The sequence below is a fragment of the Nitrosopumilaceae archaeon genome, assembly GCA_035631875.1.
In the GTDB taxonomy this organism is placed as follows: domain Archaea; phylum Thermoproteota; class Nitrososphaeria; order Nitrososphaerales; family Nitrosopumilaceae; genus TA-20.
In genome coordinates, this window is the sequence record DASQHX010000013.1 from 148770 (window position 1) to 168100 (window position 19331).

At 37.0% G+C, this 19331-nt stretch carries 18 protein-coding genes and 1 pseudogene; 8 read left to right on the forward strand and 11 right to left on the reverse strand.

The window, feature by feature from the left end:
* Window positions 1–47: 47 nt before the first annotated feature.
* Window positions 48–671 (reverse strand): hypothetical protein, encoded by a 624-nt coding sequence (locus tag VEU72_10035; protein HYL67472.1) that lies wholly within the window; start codon window positions 669–671, stop codon window positions 48–50.
* Window positions 672–784: 113 nt separating this feature from the next.
* Here VEU72_10035 and VEU72_10040 point away from each other — a divergent pair, with 113 nt between their 5' ends.
* Entirely contained in the window at window positions 785–1084 is a 300-nt protein-coding gene (locus VEU72_10040) for a hypothetical protein (GenBank protein HYL67473.1), read from the forward strand.
* Window positions 1085–1113: 29 nt separating this feature from the next.
* Here VEU72_10040 and VEU72_10045 read toward each other — a convergent pair whose 3' ends face one another.
* From VEU72_10045 to VEU72_10060, 4 genes are read right to left on the reverse strand one after another with little or no spacing between them, the layout of a single operon-like run.
* On the reverse strand, window positions 1114–1281 hold the full coding sequence (locus VEU72_10045) for a 50S ribosomal protein L40e (protein ID HYL67474.1): 168 nt from the start codon (window positions 1279–1281) through the stop codon (window positions 1114–1116).
* A gap of 22 nt (window positions 1282–1303) precedes the next feature.
* Window positions 1304–2227, reverse strand: a complete 924-nt coding sequence (gene sucD / locus VEU72_10050) for a succinate--CoA ligase subunit alpha (GenBank protein ID HYL67475.1) — start codon at window positions 2225–2227, stop codon at window positions 1304–1306.
* The gene (locus VEU72_10055) at window positions 2220–3332 is read right to left on the reverse strand and encodes an ATP-grasp domain-containing protein (protein ID HYL67476.1); all 1113 of its coding nucleotides are present in this window, start codon (window positions 3330–3332) and stop codon (window positions 2220–2222) included. The genes sucD and VEU72_10055 overlap by 8 nt, the downstream gene beginning before the upstream one ends.
* Before the next feature lie 58 nt (window positions 3333–3390).
* Window positions 3391–3888, reverse strand: a complete 498-nt coding sequence (locus VEU72_10060) for a PEFG-CTERM sorting domain-containing protein (protein ID HYL67477.1) — start codon at window positions 3886–3888, stop codon at window positions 3391–3393.
* Window positions 3889–3964: 76 nt separating this feature from the next.
* Here VEU72_10060 and VEU72_10065 point away from each other — a divergent pair, with 76 nt between their 5' ends.
* A complete protein-coding gene (locus VEU72_10065; protein HYL67478.1) occupies window positions 3965–4285 on the forward strand; it encodes a hypothetical protein in 321 nt (106 codons plus the stop codon).
* A 60-nt stretch (window positions 4286–4345) separates the two neighbouring features.
* On the opposite strand, the gene VEU72_10070 is transcribed toward VEU72_10065, so the two are convergent.
* From VEU72_10070 to VEU72_10085, 4 genes are all read right to left on the reverse strand, one after another.
* Window positions 4346–4675: a hypothetical protein gene (locus VEU72_10070; GenBank protein ID HYL67479.1), complete on the reverse strand. Its 330-nt coding sequence runs from the start codon at window positions 4673–4675 to the stop codon at window positions 4346–4348.
* Window positions 4676–4708: 33 nt separating this feature from the next.
* Window positions 4709–4975, reverse strand: a complete 267-nt coding sequence (locus VEU72_10075; GenBank protein ID HYL67480.1) for a hypothetical protein — start codon at window positions 4973–4975, stop codon at window positions 4709–4711.
* A 410-nt stretch (window positions 4976–5385) separates the two neighbouring features.
* Window positions 5386–8580: an isoleucine--tRNA ligase gene (ileS, locus tag VEU72_10080; GenBank protein HYL67481.1), complete on the reverse strand. Its 3195-nt coding sequence runs from the start codon at window positions 8578–8580 to the stop codon at window positions 5386–5388.
* Between the two features lie 39 nt (window positions 8581–8619).
* Window positions 8620–9792, reverse strand: coding sequence for a helix-turn-helix domain-containing protein (locus VEU72_10085; protein ID HYL67482.1), 1173 nt, complete (start codon window positions 9790–9792; stop codon window positions 8620–8622).
* Between the two features lie 158 nt (window positions 9793–9950).
* Between VEU72_10085 and VEU72_10090 the strand changes: the two genes are divergently transcribed.
* The 5 genes and pseudogenes from VEU72_10090 (at window position 9951) to carB (ending at window position 16750) form a co-directional block, all read left to right on the forward strand.
* Entirely contained in the window at window positions 9951–10514 is a 564-nt protein-coding gene (locus tag VEU72_10090) for a hypothetical protein (protein HYL67483.1), read from the forward strand.
* A gap of 13 nt (window positions 10515–10527) precedes the next feature.
* Window positions 10528–11082, forward strand: coding sequence for a hypothetical protein (locus VEU72_10095; protein ID HYL67484.1), 555 nt, complete (start codon window positions 10528–10530; stop codon window positions 11080–11082).
* An 11-nt stretch (window positions 11083–11093) separates the two neighbouring features.
* Entirely contained in the window at window positions 11094–12281 is a 1188-nt protein-coding gene (locus VEU72_10100; GenBank protein HYL67485.1) for an AAA family ATPase, read from the forward strand.
* 109 nt (window positions 12282–12390) lie between these two features.
* A complete protein-coding gene (carA, locus tag VEU72_10105; protein HYL67486.1) occupies window positions 12391–13500 on the forward strand; it encodes a glutamine-hydrolyzing carbamoyl-phosphate synthase small subunit in 1110 nt (369 codons plus the stop codon).
* Window positions 13501–13591: 91 nt separating this feature from the next.
* Window positions 13592–16750 (forward strand): annotated as a pseudogene (gene carB / locus VEU72_10110) (carbamoyl-phosphate synthase (glutamine-hydrolyzing) large subunit).
* 333 nt (window positions 16751–17083) lie between these two features.
* Here the strand turns inward: carB and VEU72_10115 are convergent.
* On the reverse strand, window positions 17084–17584 hold the full coding sequence (locus VEU72_10115) for a hypothetical protein (protein HYL67487.1): 501 nt from the start codon (window positions 17582–17584) through the stop codon (window positions 17084–17086).
* An 84-nt stretch (window positions 17585–17668) separates the two neighbouring features.
* On the reverse strand, window positions 17669–18007 hold the full coding sequence (locus tag VEU72_10120; protein HYL67488.1) for a hypothetical protein: 339 nt from the start codon (window positions 18005–18007) through the stop codon (window positions 17669–17671).
* Between VEU72_10120 and VEU72_10125 the strand changes: the two genes are divergently transcribed.
* Window positions 17991–19331, forward strand: a complete 1341-nt coding sequence (locus VEU72_10125; GenBank protein ID HYL67489.1) for a hypothetical protein — start codon at window positions 17991–17993, stop codon at window positions 19329–19331. The genes VEU72_10120 and VEU72_10125 overlap by 17 nt on opposite strands.

Below are 19331 nucleotides of genomic sequence, written 5' to 3' on the forward strand. Positions count from 1 at the left end.
AATATTGATTCTAAAATTATGAATAATTCAAATGTCAAATCATTTTATTAAAATGAAAATCTAGATTTTCTTGTTATTACTACAACGCCAATAATTGACATTGCAATAATCATACCTGCAACTGGGCCAAATTCTGGAACTGCATTTTGTGCTGTACCTTGAAAGAGTAACACCTCGCCCTTTGTACCAGTCCAAGTCGATGGATCTGTTCCAGGTAATCCGATTCCATTTAGTGTTATGCTGATATCTATAGGATTAGAAGATGCCAAATTATTGGTCACTTGCATGTCATTGCCAGTATGTGTATGCCCTGCAATATTGGAGAATATCTCATTTCCGTCTTGTGTTACTGATATTGCATAGTTTTGATGTTTGATTGGATTTCCTTGAGCATCTGTGAATGTCAATGTTATTGAGAGTGGCTGTCCGCTTGAAGGGGGATTTGGTGTATAAGTTACTATGACTTGCTCTGAACCATCCTTTGTTGTAGCTTTCATCATGGACATGACAGGCATGTTTCCTACAGAAGTAACTCCCATGTTGCCTAGGTGTACTGTACTGTTATTACTTGAACCATATTCTTGATATTGTCCAAAAACTGATGGAGCTAATGAAAGTGTAGCAACTAGTGATAAAACACCAAATAATGTGCATATTGATTTTGATTTCATGTGTTAGTTATTCTTGATGGCACGAACTAGTATATCAATTTCATCTTTGATGATTGTTGGTTTTGTAAATAAATTCAAAAACTTTCTTATAGAATATTATATAATTACATTACATGCCACTTTCAAATAATATCATTATTAGTTTAAACGAGATCACTACATCAGTTTCAAGTAAAAAACATCTAAAACCTGAGGATGAAACCATGATAAAAGGAATATTTCAAAACATGCTTGAAAGTGGGAGTATTTTTAACATTGATGAGATTAAGAGCTGGTTTGCTCTTGAAGGCTCTTGGCATGATAAATCAACAGTTGAACGTATTCTAAATATTGCACATTATCAGCAAGCAAAGTATGATGCAAATAATAAATTAAAATTCATGTCAGATGATTGTAGCTGCAATAAATCTTAAGTTTATAAATTAAAAATTGGATTAAAATCTTACTTTTTAATTCCAAGCGTTCTATTTTTGAGACGCAAGTATGTGTTGTGACACTTGCGGCATCTTGATGCCCCGATTGGATTTTTTGCACCACATGCAAAACAGACCTTAAAGTGGAGCCTTGCTTTTTGCGCAATTTGTTTTTTTAGTGGATCTGTTATTGGCATTTTCTCTTCCTACTGTGTGACACTATTTGATTCTACCTTTTATGTCAAGCTTTCCAGCTAATAGCATTGATACTTCGGCTGGTCTTTTTGCTACTGGAACGTTTGCTTTAGCATACATGGATACTTTGGATTCTGCAGAACCATAATTTCCGTAAATTATTGCACCAGCATGACCCATTCTTTTTTCCTTTGGTGCGGCCCTTCCTGCAATATATGCAACTACAGGCTTGTCAAACTTGGTATCAATGATGTGCTGTGCAAGCATTTCCTCGGCATCACCTCCAATTTCTCCAACAACTACAACACCGTCAATGTTAGCTCCATTTCTAATTCTCTCAAATGCCTCTATTACCGGTGTTCCGTTGATTGGATCGCCTCCAATTCCAAGGCATACACTTTGCCCAAAGTTTGCAAGGGATAGATTGTATGATACTTCGTACATCAAAGTTCCACTTCTTGATAAAACTGCAATTCTGCCTGGTTTGAAAGGAGATGCAGGCATGATTCCTATCTTCATAACACCTGGAATTATTATTCCAGGTGTGTTTGGACCAATTACTATTGCATCTTTTTTCTTGGCAAGCTCAATTGTCTTCATGGAATCTCTTACTGGTACATGCTCTGGAATGGCAATAAGTAATTTGATGCCAGCTTCTAGTGCTTCAACTGCAGCTTCCAAAAAGAATTTTGCTGGAACAAAGACTACAGAAATTTTAGCGCCAGTTGCATCAACTGCTTCTTTTACTGTATTGTAAATTGGTGTTTGCTCAAACTTTTGACCGCCTTTGCCTGGTGTTACTCCAGCTACAATGTTTGTTCCATACGCAAGCATCTGCTGTGTATGAAATGATCCAAATTTACCAGTTATGCCCTGTATGATTACTGGCTTTTTCTTGTAATCCGAATCCCCTTCCTTTCCTATTAAAAGTTCAAAAAGATCAACCAATTTTATTTACCTCTATTACTGCGGCATTTATTGCTTCTTCAACTGTATCAAACATCTTTGTTCTAGAACCTTTTAGCATTTCTTTTGACTTGTCAGCTTCTGCACCTGACATTCTTGCAAAGACTGGAACATCTAATATTTTGTCTTCATATGCTTTGATAAATGCAGTTGCAACTGTTGTGGTTTTTACAATTCCTCCATAAAGATTTACCAAGATTCCTTTTACTTTTTTCATTTTACTAATCAAAGTGAGTGCTTCGTAAACAGTATCTGTTGTTGCACCTCCACCTACATCCAAAAAGCAAGCTGGTTTTCCACCATGGTCTGATAACATGTCTAGTGATGACATGACCAATCCAGCGCCGTTTCCTACAACTGCTATATTTCCATCTAATTCCACTAGTGAAAAGCCACTTTTTTCTGCACGCTCTTCAAGATCAGAGACTTCTTGGAACCTGCGTAACTCATCGTGTCTGAACATGGCGTTATCATCAATTATGACCTTGCCATCTAGTGCTACTACTGAACCATCACCTAGTATTGCAAGTGGATTTATCTCTGCCAACTCTGCTTCTTTTTCTGTAGTAATTTTAGATAATTTTTGTAATATGTCTACAAAGTCTGATGCTGTCTTTTCTTTTAGACCCATCAACTGTGCCACTTCTTGAGCAGTTTTTGTATCAACATCTCCCAAGCCAACTTCTTTTATGATTTGATTTTTTACTGATTCAATTTCTACACCACCTTCTGCTGATGCAATTATGGTGTAACACCTTTTTCCTCTGTTTAAAAATAATGAAAGATAAAGTTCTTTTTTAATATCGGCCATTTTTTCAAGCAGTATTGCTTTTGTCTTTTCACCTTTGACTACTTTTTGCATAATTTCTGGATACTTTAACTCAAACTCGTCTGCGTTTTGACATTTTTGTATTGCTCCAGCCTTTCCTCTTCCGCCAACTGCCATTTGAGCTTTGATCACAAATGGAAAACCAAGTGTGGCTGCATCTTTTCTTCCCTGATCGATATTAGTTGATGTCAGTCCTTTTGGAATTGGAATTCCATATTCTGCAAACAATGTTTTTGCTTGATATTCTAGTAACCGCATGCAAACTTTTCTTTTTTATGGTCTTTATATTCTGTTGGGTATTTTCTTTAGATGATTATTACAGGACTTGAATCTTTGTTGAAACCACAATTGTTGACAGTATTGAAATTGCAAGTACTAGTGCTGCAATAGGGCCAAATTCTGGAACAGCAGACGATGGCTGAGACGGCCTAACGTTTAATTCGCCTACCATCCACTTGTCGATTTTGTCAGAATATTTGTATGTTCCAGCATTATAGAAAGTAAAAGAATATGTCTTTCCTGGTGCAATAGTACCGCTATCAAATATAGTTCCTATTTGGTTTGCATATGGCAGACCATTTACTATGGTGTGATCAACATTGTCATTATTTGTCCATGTCACGGTATCGCCAGGCGAAATATTTAGTATGCTTGGAGTAAAGCAGGTGGCTGTCTCTGAGCAATAGTCACTAGGACCTGAGCCTGGAATGATGCTTACTTGAAATGTATCTGCAAAGACTGGTGGAATCATTGCAGTGATTCCAAGAGTTATGATAGATACAAAAATAATGCAATATTGATTTACGTACAACATTTGGAGTAACTGTAAATTGTGATGGTATTATATGACTTTGATCATGCGTAAATACTTGTAAAACAATTACGATCAAATGACAACTAAAAAGACAGAAGAAATCTCAAGAGTAGAAAAGATGACAAAACAAGAAATGGCTAAAATAATAAAAACTGCCAAAAAAGAAGCAGACTCTTCTGGAAAAGAAATAGACAAGCAAGCACTTCAGGCCTTTGATACTTATTGGAAATCTATTGCCAATATGACTATGTCTCAAATTGACATGGCAGCAAATTTTGCAAAAATGTATCTACAATATAGGCTTGCTACAATAGATTCGTATGATAGAGTAGCTCATATAATGATGGATAGTTACGCAAAAGCTTGGAACCAGCTCTACTCAGATAATAAAAAATAATCATACTAATTACAGAGCCAATTAGCTTCTGATTTTTACATAAAATGTATTATCTGTTAGTTACTTTAACTGGTCTTCAAGAAAATCAACACACCGCTGTAAGAGATCTTTGCTTTGTCTCATCAACCAATCTGGAAATTCATCTATTGGAAAAACCAACTGTTGTTGAACACTTGGCACAATTCCTCCTCCCGATGTTATGACCTGAATGACCACATATCCTTCAGTTAATGTACAGATGGTTTCTTGGTATGACTCTCCTTCTTCCTCCATTGTGTTTCGGTATAATACTATGGGAGTTTTGGTTTTGGCAACATGTAATGAGCCTTTTTTGAGAAGCTCAGAAAAATGGTTTAAGAGCCATCCATCTAGGGTGCTTTGCTTTACCATGAAATTTAGTTCTAAATAGATCTTAAAATCAGTTTATTCGCTTATTCCCTTCACAAAAGCAATAATCTCTTTATCATATTCAAATTCCTTTAGCCTTGATTTGATTGAACTGATAATGGAATTGTGTATATTTCCACCATGTCGCATTAATACCCCTTTCAAATACTCGGGATGATCATAACAATCTTGCAAGGTACTATTTTGCATTGAAGCAAGTTGATTGATAACTGTAGCATAGGTACCTTTTCCCATGTTAACCAATACGTTTTCTATAATGGATGTGACTAGTGTTTTTTTCATTAAACGGTAACGGATTTGATCGTCGGAATTATTATTACTACCATAGGAATAATTTGAGATGTTCAAAAAATATCGCTCGTCTGACTCCTCTGTTATTCCAAAACAATCTATCAAAGGGTGTATTGTAAATAACGATACTAATGATACAACCATAAAAGTTACATTTTGTAAATTCAGTGTTTTCATATTATTTATAATAATATTATATTTTTCAAGTTAATAAAGTATCATCAGTATTCATTATTACTTCAGATCTTTATATCTGATATTTGGGTTTTTTAAGATTTATTAGATTGTTCTTAGATATGTTGTAGTTTTTTACAAGCTGGGCATCTAGGACCATAATCTCGATCTTTGCTTATGATGATTTTATGACATCCTAGGCAATAGTAATAATTGGTCATTTTGTTTTACTCAACTGAGATACGTATCTTTTGTCCATCAATGTCATCTTCTTTGTAGATTTTGGCCTTGTCGGAGAAATCTATTCGTTTTACTCTAACTAAAAATGCAAGATCACCTTGTTTTTCCTTTATCATCTCAAGTGATTCTTCATCAAGATCCAAAATGTATGCTGCCTCCAAGACATCAGTTGGATTGTAACCCCGTTCTTTTCTTAAAACCTGTAGTCTTCTTGCCACATCTCTTACCATTCCACGTGCCATCATATCCCTATTTCTTGATGTGGATATGAAAACAATAAGAGACTCGTGACGTGCCATGGCATATTTGTCCTGTTCTACAAAATCAATTACAAAATCTTCTTTATCTAATACTAGATTATTTCCGCCAAGATCAAAAATATACGAACCCTTTTTCAACAAATCATTTATGATTTGCTGTGGAGAAGTGGTTTCAAATTTTGATAACAATTTACCCATGTCCTGTTTTGCTTTTGGCCCAATCTTCTTTCGGTCAAATTCTATTTTTGGAGTGATGGGAAGATTGGATTTTAATAAATTAGCAACAAGCTCAAGGCCTTCACTTTTTTCCAATTCTATTATTTTATATTTTTCAACATTTAGTTGTGATAATAATAGATTAGATAATGATTCAAGTTTTTTTTGTTGAGATGGTTCAACACAAATTATTGCCTCGTTTAATGGCCATCGGCGCTTTAGCTTGCCCTTCATTCTTGCTGCAGCTGAAATTGAAATGACCTCTTTTAGCAGATCAAACGATTCTTCCACCGAATCATCTACAAGAGACTTTTGTGGTACGGGCCAATTCTCTAGTAGGATGCTCTTTTTTTCCCCAAATGACGAATACAGATATTCTGTTGTAAATGGGCAAATTGGGTGCAACAGGACATTAAATGTTTTGAGAATCTCTGAGAGTGTTGCGTATATTGCTAGTCTTCTCTCATGTTGAGAATCATCTTCAGTCCAAAGATCCTCTCGTGTGATTGGTATGTACACTTGGCTGACAGAGTTTATGATAAAATCATCTAATGCCTTTGCCGCCTCGTGAAATTTGCATTTGTCTTGCAGTTCTTTGACTTTGGTGATAAGTTTTTGAAGTTTTGATAAAATCCAAATCTCTGGTGATTTTAAAAGATGTTTGTTTTTTGCCCATTCTAGTGTGTGGGATTTATCAAACCTGTCATATTCACTATTTTGTTTAAAGTAAATGTGAAGGTGATATAACGTGCTTAGAATTTGGTATGGTCTTGATACAAGCTCATCTGTGCTAAAGTTGAGCGGCTCAATTGGGCTAGACTTCCAAATAAAATACAGTCTTATCAAATCAACTGGATATTTTGTCATAAGCTCAATTGCATCCAAGACATTTCCCTGACTCTTACTCATCTTGTTTCCATTTTTGTCCAAGACATGCCCCTGGAACAAAAACGACTTGAAAGGGGAAACTGGTTTATCGTTATAGATTACATTTTCCATCAATAGTGTGTATGCCCATCCTCTTGTCTGGTCAATTCCCTCTGTAAGAAATGCGGCAGGAATGTATTCTGCATACTCTGCATCTGAAAGTGATGCATATGGTGCTGCACCGCTGTTATGCCATGTATCCAAAACAAATTGCTCTCTTTCCATCTTTGCATCGCATTTTTTGCATTTGATTGTTATTTTATCTATCCAAGGTCTGTGAAGCTCAAAGTTTGCCCCGTCTGGAAGATCAGATGCCTCACTAACTATCTCATTTCTTGAAAAAAACCACTTGTGGTTTCCACAATTCTTACACGTCCATCTGGGAAGTGGGCATCCCCATATTCTCTCACGTGATATGCACCATGGGTGCTTGTCTTTTATTATCTCAAGGAATCTGTTTTTTGGAGGATCAAAAAAGTATTCTACATTCTCAGCTGCCTTGATTGCCTTGTCATCCAATCTGTCTAAAAAATAAAAAAAGCCTCTTCGTGCAAGCCACAAAAGCTTGTGTTGGGATCTCCAACATAATGGATACTGATGTTTTATCTTGCCAATTTTTACTAGAGCACCTTTTTCACGCAAGGAATTGACAATTTTTTCATCTGCATCTCTGACAAATAATCCTGAATATGTACCAGCGTCCTTTGTAAATTTGGCTTCATCATTAATTGGGTTAAATATTGGAATTGATCTTTTTGTTGCAATCTCAAAATCTTCCTCACCGTTTGCAGGAGAAAGGTGCACCAGTCCACTTCCTGTTTGTATGTCAACAAAACTTTCTGCCACTGATATGTGAAATTTTTCTAGCGCAGATTTTTCCTTCAGTCCGGGTATTTCATCTAAGAGTGGATGGATGTATTTTTTACCCTCCATCTCAGAGCCCTTTACTGTCTTTACAACTGTATACTCTTCAATTTTGGCTTCTTTCATAAATTCTTCTAGTCTTTTTTCACCAACAAGCCAAGTTTCGGCTCCAACTTTTACGTGCACATAATTTTCATCAGGGCTTAGTCCAACCATTGTATCAGTAACCAAAGTAAATGGCATTGTAGTCCATACAATCAAAAACAGATCCTCGCCTCTCATCTTTACCTTGTAGTAAAGTGACGGATCTTGAACTGTGTCATACCCTTGATTTACCTCTGCATGACTAAGTGATGTCTGGCAGCTTGGACAGTATGCAACAATTTTATAATCTTCTGAAAGTATGCCAATCTCATTTGCCTTTTTAAGATACTTCCATTCGCGTTCAATGTATTCGTCCTTGTATGTCCAGTATGCCTTTTCTTGATTAAACGACATGCCCATTAGCTTGTCTGCCTCTACCCACTTTTCATTAAACTTGAATACAATTTTTTTGCACTCTGATACAATTTTTTCAATTCCTGCAGATTCTATTACTTCGGACTTGCTTCCTGAAATGCCAAGCTCCTTTTCTGCTTGTAATTCTACTGGTAGTCCTTGCGTATCCCACCCTGCATTGAAGATCACCTTGTTTCCACATAGTGTCATGTATCTATACCACAAGTCTTTGATTACACGGCCTCTCAAGTGACCTGCATGCGGAGTGCCATTCATGGTTGGTGGTCCCTCAATAAATGCAATTTTTTTAGTCTTGTTAGGAGATTCGAAAATTAATTTTTGCAAATCCAATGAAGAAAATTTATTTCTAATTTGTTCCTCTATTTGTTTTGCATTAAATTCATGGGATATCTCCATTTACAGAACTGGTAAATTCTTTGACATTATAAAGCTAAACTAATTGGAATCTAGCTTTGAATCTACTTTGATGTGTATTTTTTCACCACTATGATTGTGGCTGTTGTACATCATCTTTGTCTTGAATCCTTTTTTGTGTAGATATCCATCAAGTAATAAAGCCCAGGGAAGTGAATGTCCGCTGTTTAGCTTTGATTCTATTATGATGTGATTTCCCTGAGGTTCATAATGTGCTTGTCCTGAACATGTAATTTGTAAAGTAGAGTCAACAAGAGCAATGATTTCATCAATTGTTTTTGCTTCCAAATCCACACCGTTTTTCTCAAGAAATTCAAGCATGTCAATTTCTTTGTTTTTAGATTGTAGTATGGAATTTAGTACAAAGCCAAGCCCGTTCTCATTTATGGCTTGAATTACCTTCAGGGTCTCTTGGGCATCAATTTTTGTCATGTCTGAAAGATTGTTTACTTTGATGGCATTCTTCCAAGTTTGTTCAAATGTTTTGGCCTGATTTGTTCCCAAGACCTCGGTTGACAAAAATATCGCACCTTTGCCATTATTACTATTTATCATAAGAATTTCAGAATCGTCAAACATGATTGAATTTTGTGAAACATCTGCGCACTTTATCTTGACATCATCAGGAATTGTTCTAAATGTCTCCGATCCTACGAGATTTGGTGGAATTATTATTTTTATATCTATATTTTTTCTAATCGCATGTATGAGGGATTCTTTGCATTGTGAAAAAAGATTCAATCCCCACGAATCAACTATTGCATGAATCGAAGTCTTAGAGCCTTCAATCATTGTTTCAAGTTGCTTGAAGACATAGTTTGGGGTAAGATGGAAATATCGTTTTTCTTCTGAACCTCTTGCCTTTTTACTGTCTTCACTGACCTCTTTTAGTTTGGTTACAAGATTGTTCATGCCATTTACTTTGTTTATGTGCTCTTGTACCAGTTCATCAAAGGCATCTTCAGGAGCTATTCCGGTGCACATGATTGGTTTAGTTTTTGATATTATTGCAATCTTTTTCTTTTCTAATTTTAGTAATGTAGGATAGACTTTTGTTCTTGGTAAATTGGAATAGTATGCAAGCTCTGCTGCAGAAATTGTTCCCTTTGTGATTAGAGTTACATAAGCTTGAGCTTCGTATTTGCTTAGACCAAATTCTTCTAGGCTGACTGCCAAGTCCTGTCCTTTTACCATTGCCACCAATTTGCTAGTTACAAGGTAAAGTCAATAGCTAAATTCATTGAACAAAGATTGGAAAAAATACTGAGCTGTATCCGTGACAGGTGTTACTGTAGTGACATCATTCCATGTAACAAGCATTTGATATAGAAAAAGTATGGCCATTGTTTGGTATGATAACAGAATCTAAATGGATAATAAATGACGAGACAAAAAATCAGATAACGCGGGCAAGTACTTTAAAGCCAAGACTTGATTATGCGGCAGAATTAATTGATGGAATATTAGACACACTTAATCAAAAAAAGTTTGATCTTAACAAAAAAAACTTGAAACTTTATGAAAAAACTAGAGAAAACAAGCATACTATGACTGAATTTGAAACACATCTACATTTTGAATCTGAAATTTCATGTGCTGTGGAATCTCTAAGACAAGTAAGACGATGCATTGATTCGGTTTTTGGGCTTGGAAATATCATATTGGTTTTAGCGCCTACCATATCGTTAGTGAGAACCGTACGTTCACAGATGCTTGGAGTGTTTCCAGCATCTGATTCTCAATTTGGTGAACTGTCCTTGGTACTAGGTGGATTGATAATAGATACAGGACAACTCACTAGTGCTAATCTTGACTTTGAGATGGCAAATAAAGAATCCACAAGACTCTTAGATGAAGCGAAGTTGATTGCTGACTCTAAAATTTACAAGCAGTTTCCTCAAGTAGATTTGTCGTAAGCAAGTGCTGCTCATGCTTAATTTTTCCAAAAACGGATCCTCAGAGGATATTGCTGTGCCTCTTGACAAGATAAGAAATATCTCATCTAAGATAGAGGAAAAAATTGCCCAAAAAGCTCCTGATAAAGATGATAAATTTATTGAATCACTCTCAGTTGAAGAGCTAAAAGACCTGCGACAGGTAATGATGGCAGCAGAATACCTTCTTTCAAAATATCAAGATAAAAAAGAACTAAAGGCATTTTTGGAGGACTTTATTGGAATAATACTACACGCGACAAATTCTGTAAATATAATGCGCGATGATCTTACAGACCTCCTCATATCTGCAGAAATGGCATTTAACCAGATACAGACTCTACACGAGGAAGTTACCCAGAACCTCTCTTTGGACAGGTTCACTCAGACTCGTCTAGATGATTATCATACTATCATGCCACAAGCAGTTGCACAGGCCAAAGTAGAGGAAGCTAAAGTGGAACCAGTTCCTAGTCCAATTAATTTAACAAATACTACTAGACGAATTTACACACATGATTACCTAACAAATACCGCAGTTGAGATTTAGGTATCAATAAGATGAGTCTAGCGCCGCAAGAATTAGAAAATAGTGCAAGTAGATTTGCTTCCGAGGCAATCAAGCTTGATTCTCAGGGGGCACGCGGAATGGCAATATCCAATTATCAGAGAGCAATTGAATCTCTTGTAAAACTCACTCAACTATATCCCGATAACAAGTTAAACCGAGTTTACAGCGAACGCATTGCTGCATACCAGAATAGAATAAAGGCATTACAAATGACCAACGTAGAACTTGAACCTGCAGTTGACCCAAAAGCTACACCAGAACAACAAAAACAGTCTCTTGCAAAAAATGAATTTGATGATCTGGTGATGAAAGAAAAGCCTAACGTAAGTTGGGCTGAAGTTGTAGGATTGGATGACGCAAAAGATGCATTACGTGAATCTATTGTTTATCCAGCCAAAAGACCTGATCTCTTTCCATTGGGATGGCCAAGAGGAATTCTTCTTTATGGACCACCAGGATGTGGAAAGACAATTCTTGCTGCTGCAACTGCAAGTGAAGTTGATGGTTATTTCATAAATGTAGATGCCGCATCAATGATGAGCAAATGGCTTGGTGAAGCAGAAAAAAATGTTTCAAAGTTATTTAACATGGCTCGTGGTTATGCAGAAAAAGAAGGGCTGCCAGTGATTTTGTTTATAGACGAAGTGGATTCGTTATTAGGAAGTAGAAACAGCGAAGTAGGAGGAGAAGTTCGAGTCAAAAACCAATTTCTAACAGAGATGGATGGAATCAACGGTAAAGGAAAAGACCTAAAACTATACGTAATTGGAGCAACAAACAAACCATGGAGTCTTGACTGGCCATTTCTTCGAAGATTCACAAAAAGAGTCTATGTATCACTTCCAAGCCTTGAAGCTAGAGTAAAACTCTTTGATCTTTATACCTCGCCACTTAAAAAAGAGGATAAAGTAAAATCTACTGATCTTGCAAAGCTTGCAGACGGATATAGTGCAAGTGACATTAAAGACATTTGCCAATCTGCTCAGCTAATGGTGGTAAATGACTTGTTCCATCAGGCAAACTATTCTCCAGAACCAGTAGTAGGAGAACCAAAGATGCAACCACGTGAGCTTACACTAGTTGATTTCAAAGAAATCCTAACAAGAAGAAAACCAAGTGTGAGTATGGAAATGATCCGAGCATACTACAAGTGGAGCGAACAGTTCCGAGCACTATAAAGAATTTTTTCGCTTTAACACAAAACTTAAATCTCCAAAATAATTCACATCACGAGGGTTTCAAATTCCAACAAAAAAAGCCAAACATGTAAACAAGTTTGGTAAACTCATCTTAGAAGATGGTACCGTTTTTAGCGGGATGGGTTTTGGTTATCCTTCTACGACTGTTGGCGAAGCAGTGTTCAATACAGGCATGGCTGGCTATACCGAAGCATTAACAGATCCTTCGTACAGCGGTCAAATTCTCACACTCACCTATCCTCTAATTGGCAATTATGGTGTACCTGACCAATCAGCAAAAGATGAGGATGGAATTAAAAAATACTTTGAGTCTGACAAAATTCAGGTACGAGGTTTGGTTGTTCATGAATTATCCCTTAGCGCAAGTCACTGGAATATTTCAATGACACTTGACGAATGGCTATATGATGAAAAAATTCCAGGAATTTCAGGAATTGATACAAGGGCGTTGACTCGAAAATTGCGTACTAGTGGAGTCATGATGGCAGCACTTGCAGTTTCTGAAACCGAAATTGATGAAAATGAACTAAAGAAAAAACTTGCAGCGGCAAAAAATTACAATTCTGAAGAGTTTATGGATGCTGTATCAACAAAAGAGCCACAAATTTATGGAAATGAGAAAGAAACAGTGGTAATAGTTGATACTGGAGTAAAAAACGCAATCTTACGAAATGTAAGAAAGCTTGGATACAAAGTCATCAAAGTACCATGGAATTACTCCATTGAAAAAATTCTTTCCTATGATCCAAAGGGTGTTGTTATATCAAATGGACCTGGTGACCCGCAAAAATGTGCTGAAACAATGAAAACTGCCAAGGCACTAATTGATAAAAATATTCCAACTTTAGGAATATGTCTTGGTGCGCAGATATTGGGAATTGCAGGAGGTGCAGACACTTTCAAATTAAAGTATGGTCATCGTGGACAAAATAAATCATGTCTTGATTTAGATAACAACCAAGTTTATGTAACAAGTCAAAATCATGGATATGGAATAGATCCTGATTCACTCAAAAAAACAAATTTCAAATTATGGTTTACTAATACTGATGATAAAACAGTAGAAGGAATAAAACATAAAGAAAAAAAATGCATTGCTGTACAATTTCATCCAGAAGCATCACCTGGACCTTTTGATTGCATGTTTGTATTTGAAGAGCTAAAACGCCTGATGGGGGAGGAAAATGCCAAAAGATGAGTCACTGAAAAAAATTCTAGTTCTTGGCAGTGGGGCAATTAAAATCGGAGAAGCAGGCGAAAGTCAATAAAGTGACCGCAAATTCGACTACTCCGGTAGCCAGTGCCTCAAGGCCATAAGGGAAGATGGGATAAAGAGCATACTTGTCAATCCAAACATTGCAACAATACAGACTGATACTAGATTTGTTGACAAGGTGTATTCCATTCCTGTAAATCCACAGTATGTGGAATCTATCATAGAAACAGAAAGACCAGATGGTCTGATGCTGGGATTTGGTGGACAGACTGCACTAAACTGTGGAGTAAAACTAGATGAATTTGGCGTATTGAAAAAATACGGAGTCAAAGTTCTTGGAACCCAGATAAAAGGAATCCAGGCAACCGAAGACAGACAACTTTTCAAAGATGCAATGATAGAGTGTGGAGTTCCTGTACTGAAAAGTAAAACTGTTTACAACTTTGATGAAGCAAAAAAGATTGCATCAGAGCTTGGATATCCTGTAATCATACGAGTTGCATATACCTTAGGTGGAAAAGGTGGCGGAGTTGCGCACAATGAAATTGAATTGCATGAAATTGTGAGCCGAGGTCTTAATGCAAGCTTGGTCGGTCAGGTATTAATTGAAGAATATGTAGGTCATTGGAAACAAATCGAATATGAAGTGATGGCGGACCATTCTGGAAACAATGTCATTGTATGCAACATGGAAAACGTGCTTTCAATGAGGGTGCATACTGGCGACAATGTCGTGGTTGCTCCATCACAGACACTTGACAACTATGAATATCAATTACTAAGGTCTGCCGCACTACGCGCTGCAAAACATGTTGGCATAGTTGGAGAATGTAACATACAGTTTGCACTAGATCCAAAATCAGATAAATACGTGGCAATTGAGATGAATCCCAGACTCTCACGCTCTTCAGCACTTGCAAGCAAGGCAACAGGTTATCCAATTGCATACATGGCAGCAAAAATTGTAATGGGCTACTCACTTCCAGAGCTGGTCAATCGCATAACAAAAACTACGACTGCATGTTTTGAGCCATCACTTGATTATATTGTATGCAAACATCCACGATGGGATTTTAGCAAGTTTGAGCTTGCAAATCGAAATCTTGGGCCCACAATGAAGTCTGTTGGGGAAGTCATGGCAATTGGCAGGTGCTTTGAAGAATCACTACAAAAATCAATAAGGATGCTTGAAATTGGAAACGACGGTCTTGTTGCAAACCGTTCAGCTGATAAAACATATGAAGTTGAAGAACTAGAAAATAAATTACAAAATCCTGATGATCACATATTATACCATGTTGCAGAAGCACTAAAGCAAGGAATTTCAGTTGAGCGAATATACAAACTTTCAGCCATAGACCCATGGTTTATTGAAAAAATACAAAACATAATTCAAACAGAAAAGAAACTAAAAGAATCAAAACTAGAGCCAAATCTTTTACAGAAAGCAAAGCAATTTGGTTTTTCAGACAAACAAATTGGACGACTAGTTGGAAAAGATGATCTTGATATCCGTAAAATGAGAAAAGAATTAGGAATCATACCTGTTGTAAAACAAATAGATACACTTGCAGCAGAGTGGCCTGCAAAAACAAACTATCTGTATTTGACATATGGTGGAACTACAAACGATTTTGATGTTGATAAAAACCAAGAAAAAATTGCAGTCTTGGGTGCAGGCCCATATCGCATAGGAAGCAGTGTAGAGTTTGACTGGGGTACAGTAAACATGGTTTGGGGTCTTAAAGAGAACGGAGTAAAGGAAGTGGTTGTAATTAACTGCAACCCTGAGACAGTCTCTACTGATTATGACATTTGTGACAGACTGTATTTTGAGGAGCTAACACTTGAGAGGGTATTAGATATTGCAGATTTTGAAAAACTAACTGGTGTTGTTACAGCAGTAGGAGGCCAGACTGCAAATAACCTTACTCCAAAGCTTGCAAAAAATGGAATCAAAATAATAGGTACTTCATCAGAGGATATTGACAGGGCAGAAAACCGTTCAAGCTTTAGCAAAGTCTTAGACGAACTTCATATATCACAGCCTCCATGGAAGGCATTTTCAAGTCTTGCTGATGCCAAAAAATTTGCAATTAACGTAGGATATCCAGTATTGGTCAGGCCATCATATGTCCTAAGTGGGGCTGCAATGAAAGTTGTCTGGTCGCACGAGCAACTAAAAAGATACTTGGAAGAGGCAGCAAATGTTTCGCCAGACTATCCTGTCGTCATTACAAAATTCATGCTAAACTCACTTGAGGCTGAAGTAGATGGAGTTTCTGATGGCAAAAACGTAGTGATTGGCGCTATAGTAGAACACATTGAAGGTGCAGGTGTACACTCTGGAGATTCTATGATGTGTATTCCACCATGGAGTCTAAGTAACAAAATAATTGAAACCATAACAGACTATACAAACAAGATTGCCATTGCCTTTAAAATAAAAGGGCCATTTAATTTGCAATTTCTCATCCATTCAAATCAAGTGTATGTCATTGAGCTAAACATACGTGCATCACGCTCCATGCCGTTTGTTTCAAAATTTGTCAAGATGAATCTTATCAGCCTTGCATCACGCGCAGTTCTTGGAAAAACATTACCACCAGTGCCAAAAGACAAATGGCGAAAAACACATTCGTATGGAATCAAAGTACCGCAATTCTCATTTATGCAGCTAGAAGGGGCTGATATCATACTGGGAGTTGAGATGCAATCAACTGGAGAGGCTGCATGCTTTGGAGACAGCTTTTATGATGCGCTATCAAAGGGATTGATATCTGTAGGATACTCTTTACCAAATGAAGGTGCTGTTTTAATTACTGCTGGTGGTTCTGAAAACAAGGAAAAACTCTTGCGAACCTCCATGCTGTTAAAAAATCTAGGCTACAAAATCTATGCAACAGAGCACACTGCTGAATTTTTAGCAGAAAAACATGTAGGAAATGAGATAGTCTACAAAATTAGTGAACCTGAAAGAAAACCAAACATTGCTGACTTGCTTTATGAACGCAAGATTAACTTTATAGTAAATGTGCCAAGTACATCAACTCTGGAAAAATATGTTGGGATGCTTTATGACGAATTTCAAATTAGACGAAAGGCAGTAGAGCTTGGAATCCCAGTACTAACTACAACTGAGCTTGCAGACTCTTTTGCAAAAACACTTGAATGGCTGCAGCACAACGAAACCACAAAAAAACCATTAGAGCCATACGATAGTTTAGAATAAATTAAATCAATTTGTTTTAAGTTCTAGAAGGATGATTAGGATAAAAAAGATGAAAACTGTAGAAGAAAATCTTCTGGGTTGGGTCTGGAAGGGGTTTGTCCTACAGTTTCTATACTAGTATAATCTCATAGGGAGATAACTCCTAGTATGTTATTATTTACTACAAACACCCCATGGAATGTGTTTTAGGCACAAAAATAACTGCTATTTCCATTTTTGGCAGAAGTATCTTTTATAGAAAAAAATGAAATCACTTTACAAGGGTTGGTGAAGGGGTATATTAAAGAAAATATTAACGATTAGTATTGTTATACTAGTTATAATTAATTTTACTCAAGCATCAGCTCTACTAAGTAATTCTGTTCCATTAAACACAATAGGTACTGGCATATCTTTAGGATCAACTACACTATCAACAGTAACGCCCACAAAAACCACTGCAACAATTTCTACTATCACATCTACTAATGTGGTGCCATCAATACAATCATCTATAACTTCACCGCCAACTACATCTCCTAAAACATCAACCGTAACTACACCAACAACAACTCTGACTACAACTGCTCCTGCTCCAACTGTTACTGCTCCAGCTCCAACTGTTACTGCTCCAGCTCCAACACCATCTCTAATTATCCCGACTCTAAGTGTATCAACTGTAACTGCACTAATCCCAACCGCACCAACACCAACTGTAACTACACCAATTCCAGCTGTAACTGCACCAATTCCAGCTGTAACTGCACCATCTGTGACTATTCCATCTCTAACTATACCAACTCTAAGTGTACCAATTGTAACTGCATTAATACCAGCTGTATCTACACCAACCATAACACCACAAGCTGTACTTTCACCAGATCCAGCTGTAACTACACCAACACCAATTCCAACTACACCAACTGTAACTGCACCAGTTCAGACTCTACAAACTATACTTCCACCAACTCCATCTTCAACTATTCCAACTGTACTTCCAACTATGCCCACTCTAATTGCCCCAGCTCCAACAATTCTAGATCCTATCATAACACAGCCTTTGAGTACAATTCCATCTGTATCAATAACACCAATCCTACCAAGCACTTCATCAACTACACTACAGAACGGATCAACTCCTTCGATTTTATCTTCAATAACCACTACCCCTGTTCCAATGTCTTCACCGCTTCTTTCCGCTCTGTCTACAACACCTGTTCTTACAACATTGTCCAATACTACAATGCCTTTAACACAATCTTTGACACTAACTAACACAACATCATCTGCAGTAACAGAATTGGTTCCATCTGCAGCAACAGGACTGACATCAGGATTGACTCAAACACTATCCAACACTACATCATCTGCAGTGACATCTATCGTTGGCAATCTCACCAGTAAAATTAACAACGTAACTCAGCTGCCTCAAATTATCATTGCAGAAAAATCAAATGTTACTGCTGTCAATGCAGCAATAATTTCCCAATCATCAGTATTATTGAATAAATCATTTGCCCCGTTAGCAAGTGGAATAACAATAGTTAATGCCATTGGTTTGCCAAACTATACTCTTCCAAATTCTACCTCAGTTGTAGCAGTAATACCCACTGTAGTTACAACTGTAAACCAAACATCAGGCCAATTTGTAGCCACACCTCCACTATCTAAGATAATTCCAGGTCAAGAAATGATAATTCCAGTTGCAGACTCCTTGATTCCAAGCTTTGGTGGACTAAAGGAAATACATGTGCAATCCTCTCCTACAGCAAACTCTACTGGTGGAATTGCTCCGTCTGAATGGTTTGTTGCAGAGGTTGACAACAAAATTCCTTCTTCAATCAACGCTAGCGCCATATCTGATACTCCGATTCTTTTCCTTAGTGTACAATATCCATTTGAACAAACCGGTATTGGGTTTAACTGGGGAAATCCACAAAACCATGCCAAACCACCTACACTAACTCTTGTAGTAAACAAGACAAATTCTGACTTTATACAAAATGATTCTGCTGGCTGTCCGATGATTGATGCATATACACTTAGTTTAGGTTCATGGACTAGTAATGGTCTTGGTGAAATATCCTCTACATCAATTAGTCCAACTCAATGTCAAGTAACAATACAATCTCAACATCTCTCCAAATTTGTATTTTCCATGAGACACATTAGCACTATAAAAAATACTGACACTGGAGGGTTTGGCATAGGAACAGTCGTAAGGAATATTCCTGGCATTGCTGTGGCAGAGGCTACCAATGGTAATGGTACTGTAGCAAATAATTTTGTACAAACTACTTCCACCAAAACTGTAGGTGCTTCCACCAAGACAGGTACTTCACAAGGTTTTAGCAATATATCTTGCAGTAAAGGGACAGAATATGCATTCATGACGGGACAGTATTATAGTGGAAGTGTTTCGTATAAAGCAATCTTTGTAAAAATGATATTGCTTGACAGTACAGGCCATATCTTGGCTACGGGAAATGGTGTCATTTCAGATGTTAACGCACAAACAACAACAAGCTTTGATGCTATAGCAAGGTATGATGGCAGTTTTGCATCATGTCAAGCTCAAATTGATTCGTCAATAAAAAAATAG

Excerpts from the sequence above, each read along its gene's own strand:
- VEU72_10035 (HYL67472.1), bottom strand. The coding sequence starts at position 671 with ATGAAATCAAAATCAATATGCACATTATTTGGTGTTTTATCACTAGTT.
- VEU72_10040 (HYL67473.1), top strand. The coding sequence starts at position 785 with ATGCCACTTTCAAATAATATCATTATTAGTTTAAACGAGATCACTACA.
- VEU72_10045 (HYL67474.1), bottom strand. The coding sequence starts at position 1,281 with ATGCCAATAACAGATCCACTAAAAAAACAAATTGCGCAAAAAGCAAGG.
- VEU72_10055 (HYL67476.1), bottom strand. The coding sequence starts at position 3,332 with ATGCGGTTACTAGAATATCAAGCAAAAACATTGTTTGCAGAATATGGA.
- VEU72_10060 (HYL67477.1), bottom strand. The coding sequence starts at position 3,888 with ATGTTGTACGTAAATCAATATTGCATTATTTTTGTATCTATCATAACT.
- VEU72_10065 (HYL67478.1), top strand. The coding sequence starts at position 3,965 with ATGACAACTAAAAAGACAGAAGAAATCTCAAGAGTAGAAAAGATGACA.
- VEU72_10070 (HYL67479.1), bottom strand. The coding sequence starts at position 4,675 with ATGGTAAAGCAAAGCACCCTAGATGGATGGCTCTTAAACCATTTTTCT.
- VEU72_10075 (HYL67480.1), bottom strand. The coding sequence starts at position 4,975 with ATGAAAAAAACACTAGTCACATCCATTATAGAAAACGTATTGGTTAAC.
- ileS (HYL67481.1), bottom strand. The coding sequence starts at position 8,580 with ATGGAGATATCCCATGAATTTAATGCAAAACAAATAGAGGAACAAATT.
- VEU72_10085 (HYL67482.1), bottom strand. The coding sequence starts at position 9,792 with ATGGTAAAAGGACAGGACTTGGCAGTCAGCCTAGAAGAATTTGGTCTA.
- VEU72_10090 (HYL67483.1), top strand. The coding sequence starts at position 9,951 with ATGATAACAGAATCTAAATGGATAATAAATGACGAGACAAAAAATCAG.
- VEU72_10095 (HYL67484.1), top strand. The coding sequence starts at position 10,528 with ATGCTTAATTTTTCCAAAAACGGATCCTCAGAGGATATTGCTGTGCCT.
- VEU72_10100 (HYL67485.1), top strand. The coding sequence starts at position 11,094 with ATGAGTCTAGCGCCGCAAGAATTAGAAAATAGTGCAAGTAGATTTGCT.
- VEU72_10115 (HYL67487.1), bottom strand. The coding sequence starts at position 17,584 with ATGGTTGGTGTAGATACAGCTGGTATTAATGCAGTTACAATTGGTACA.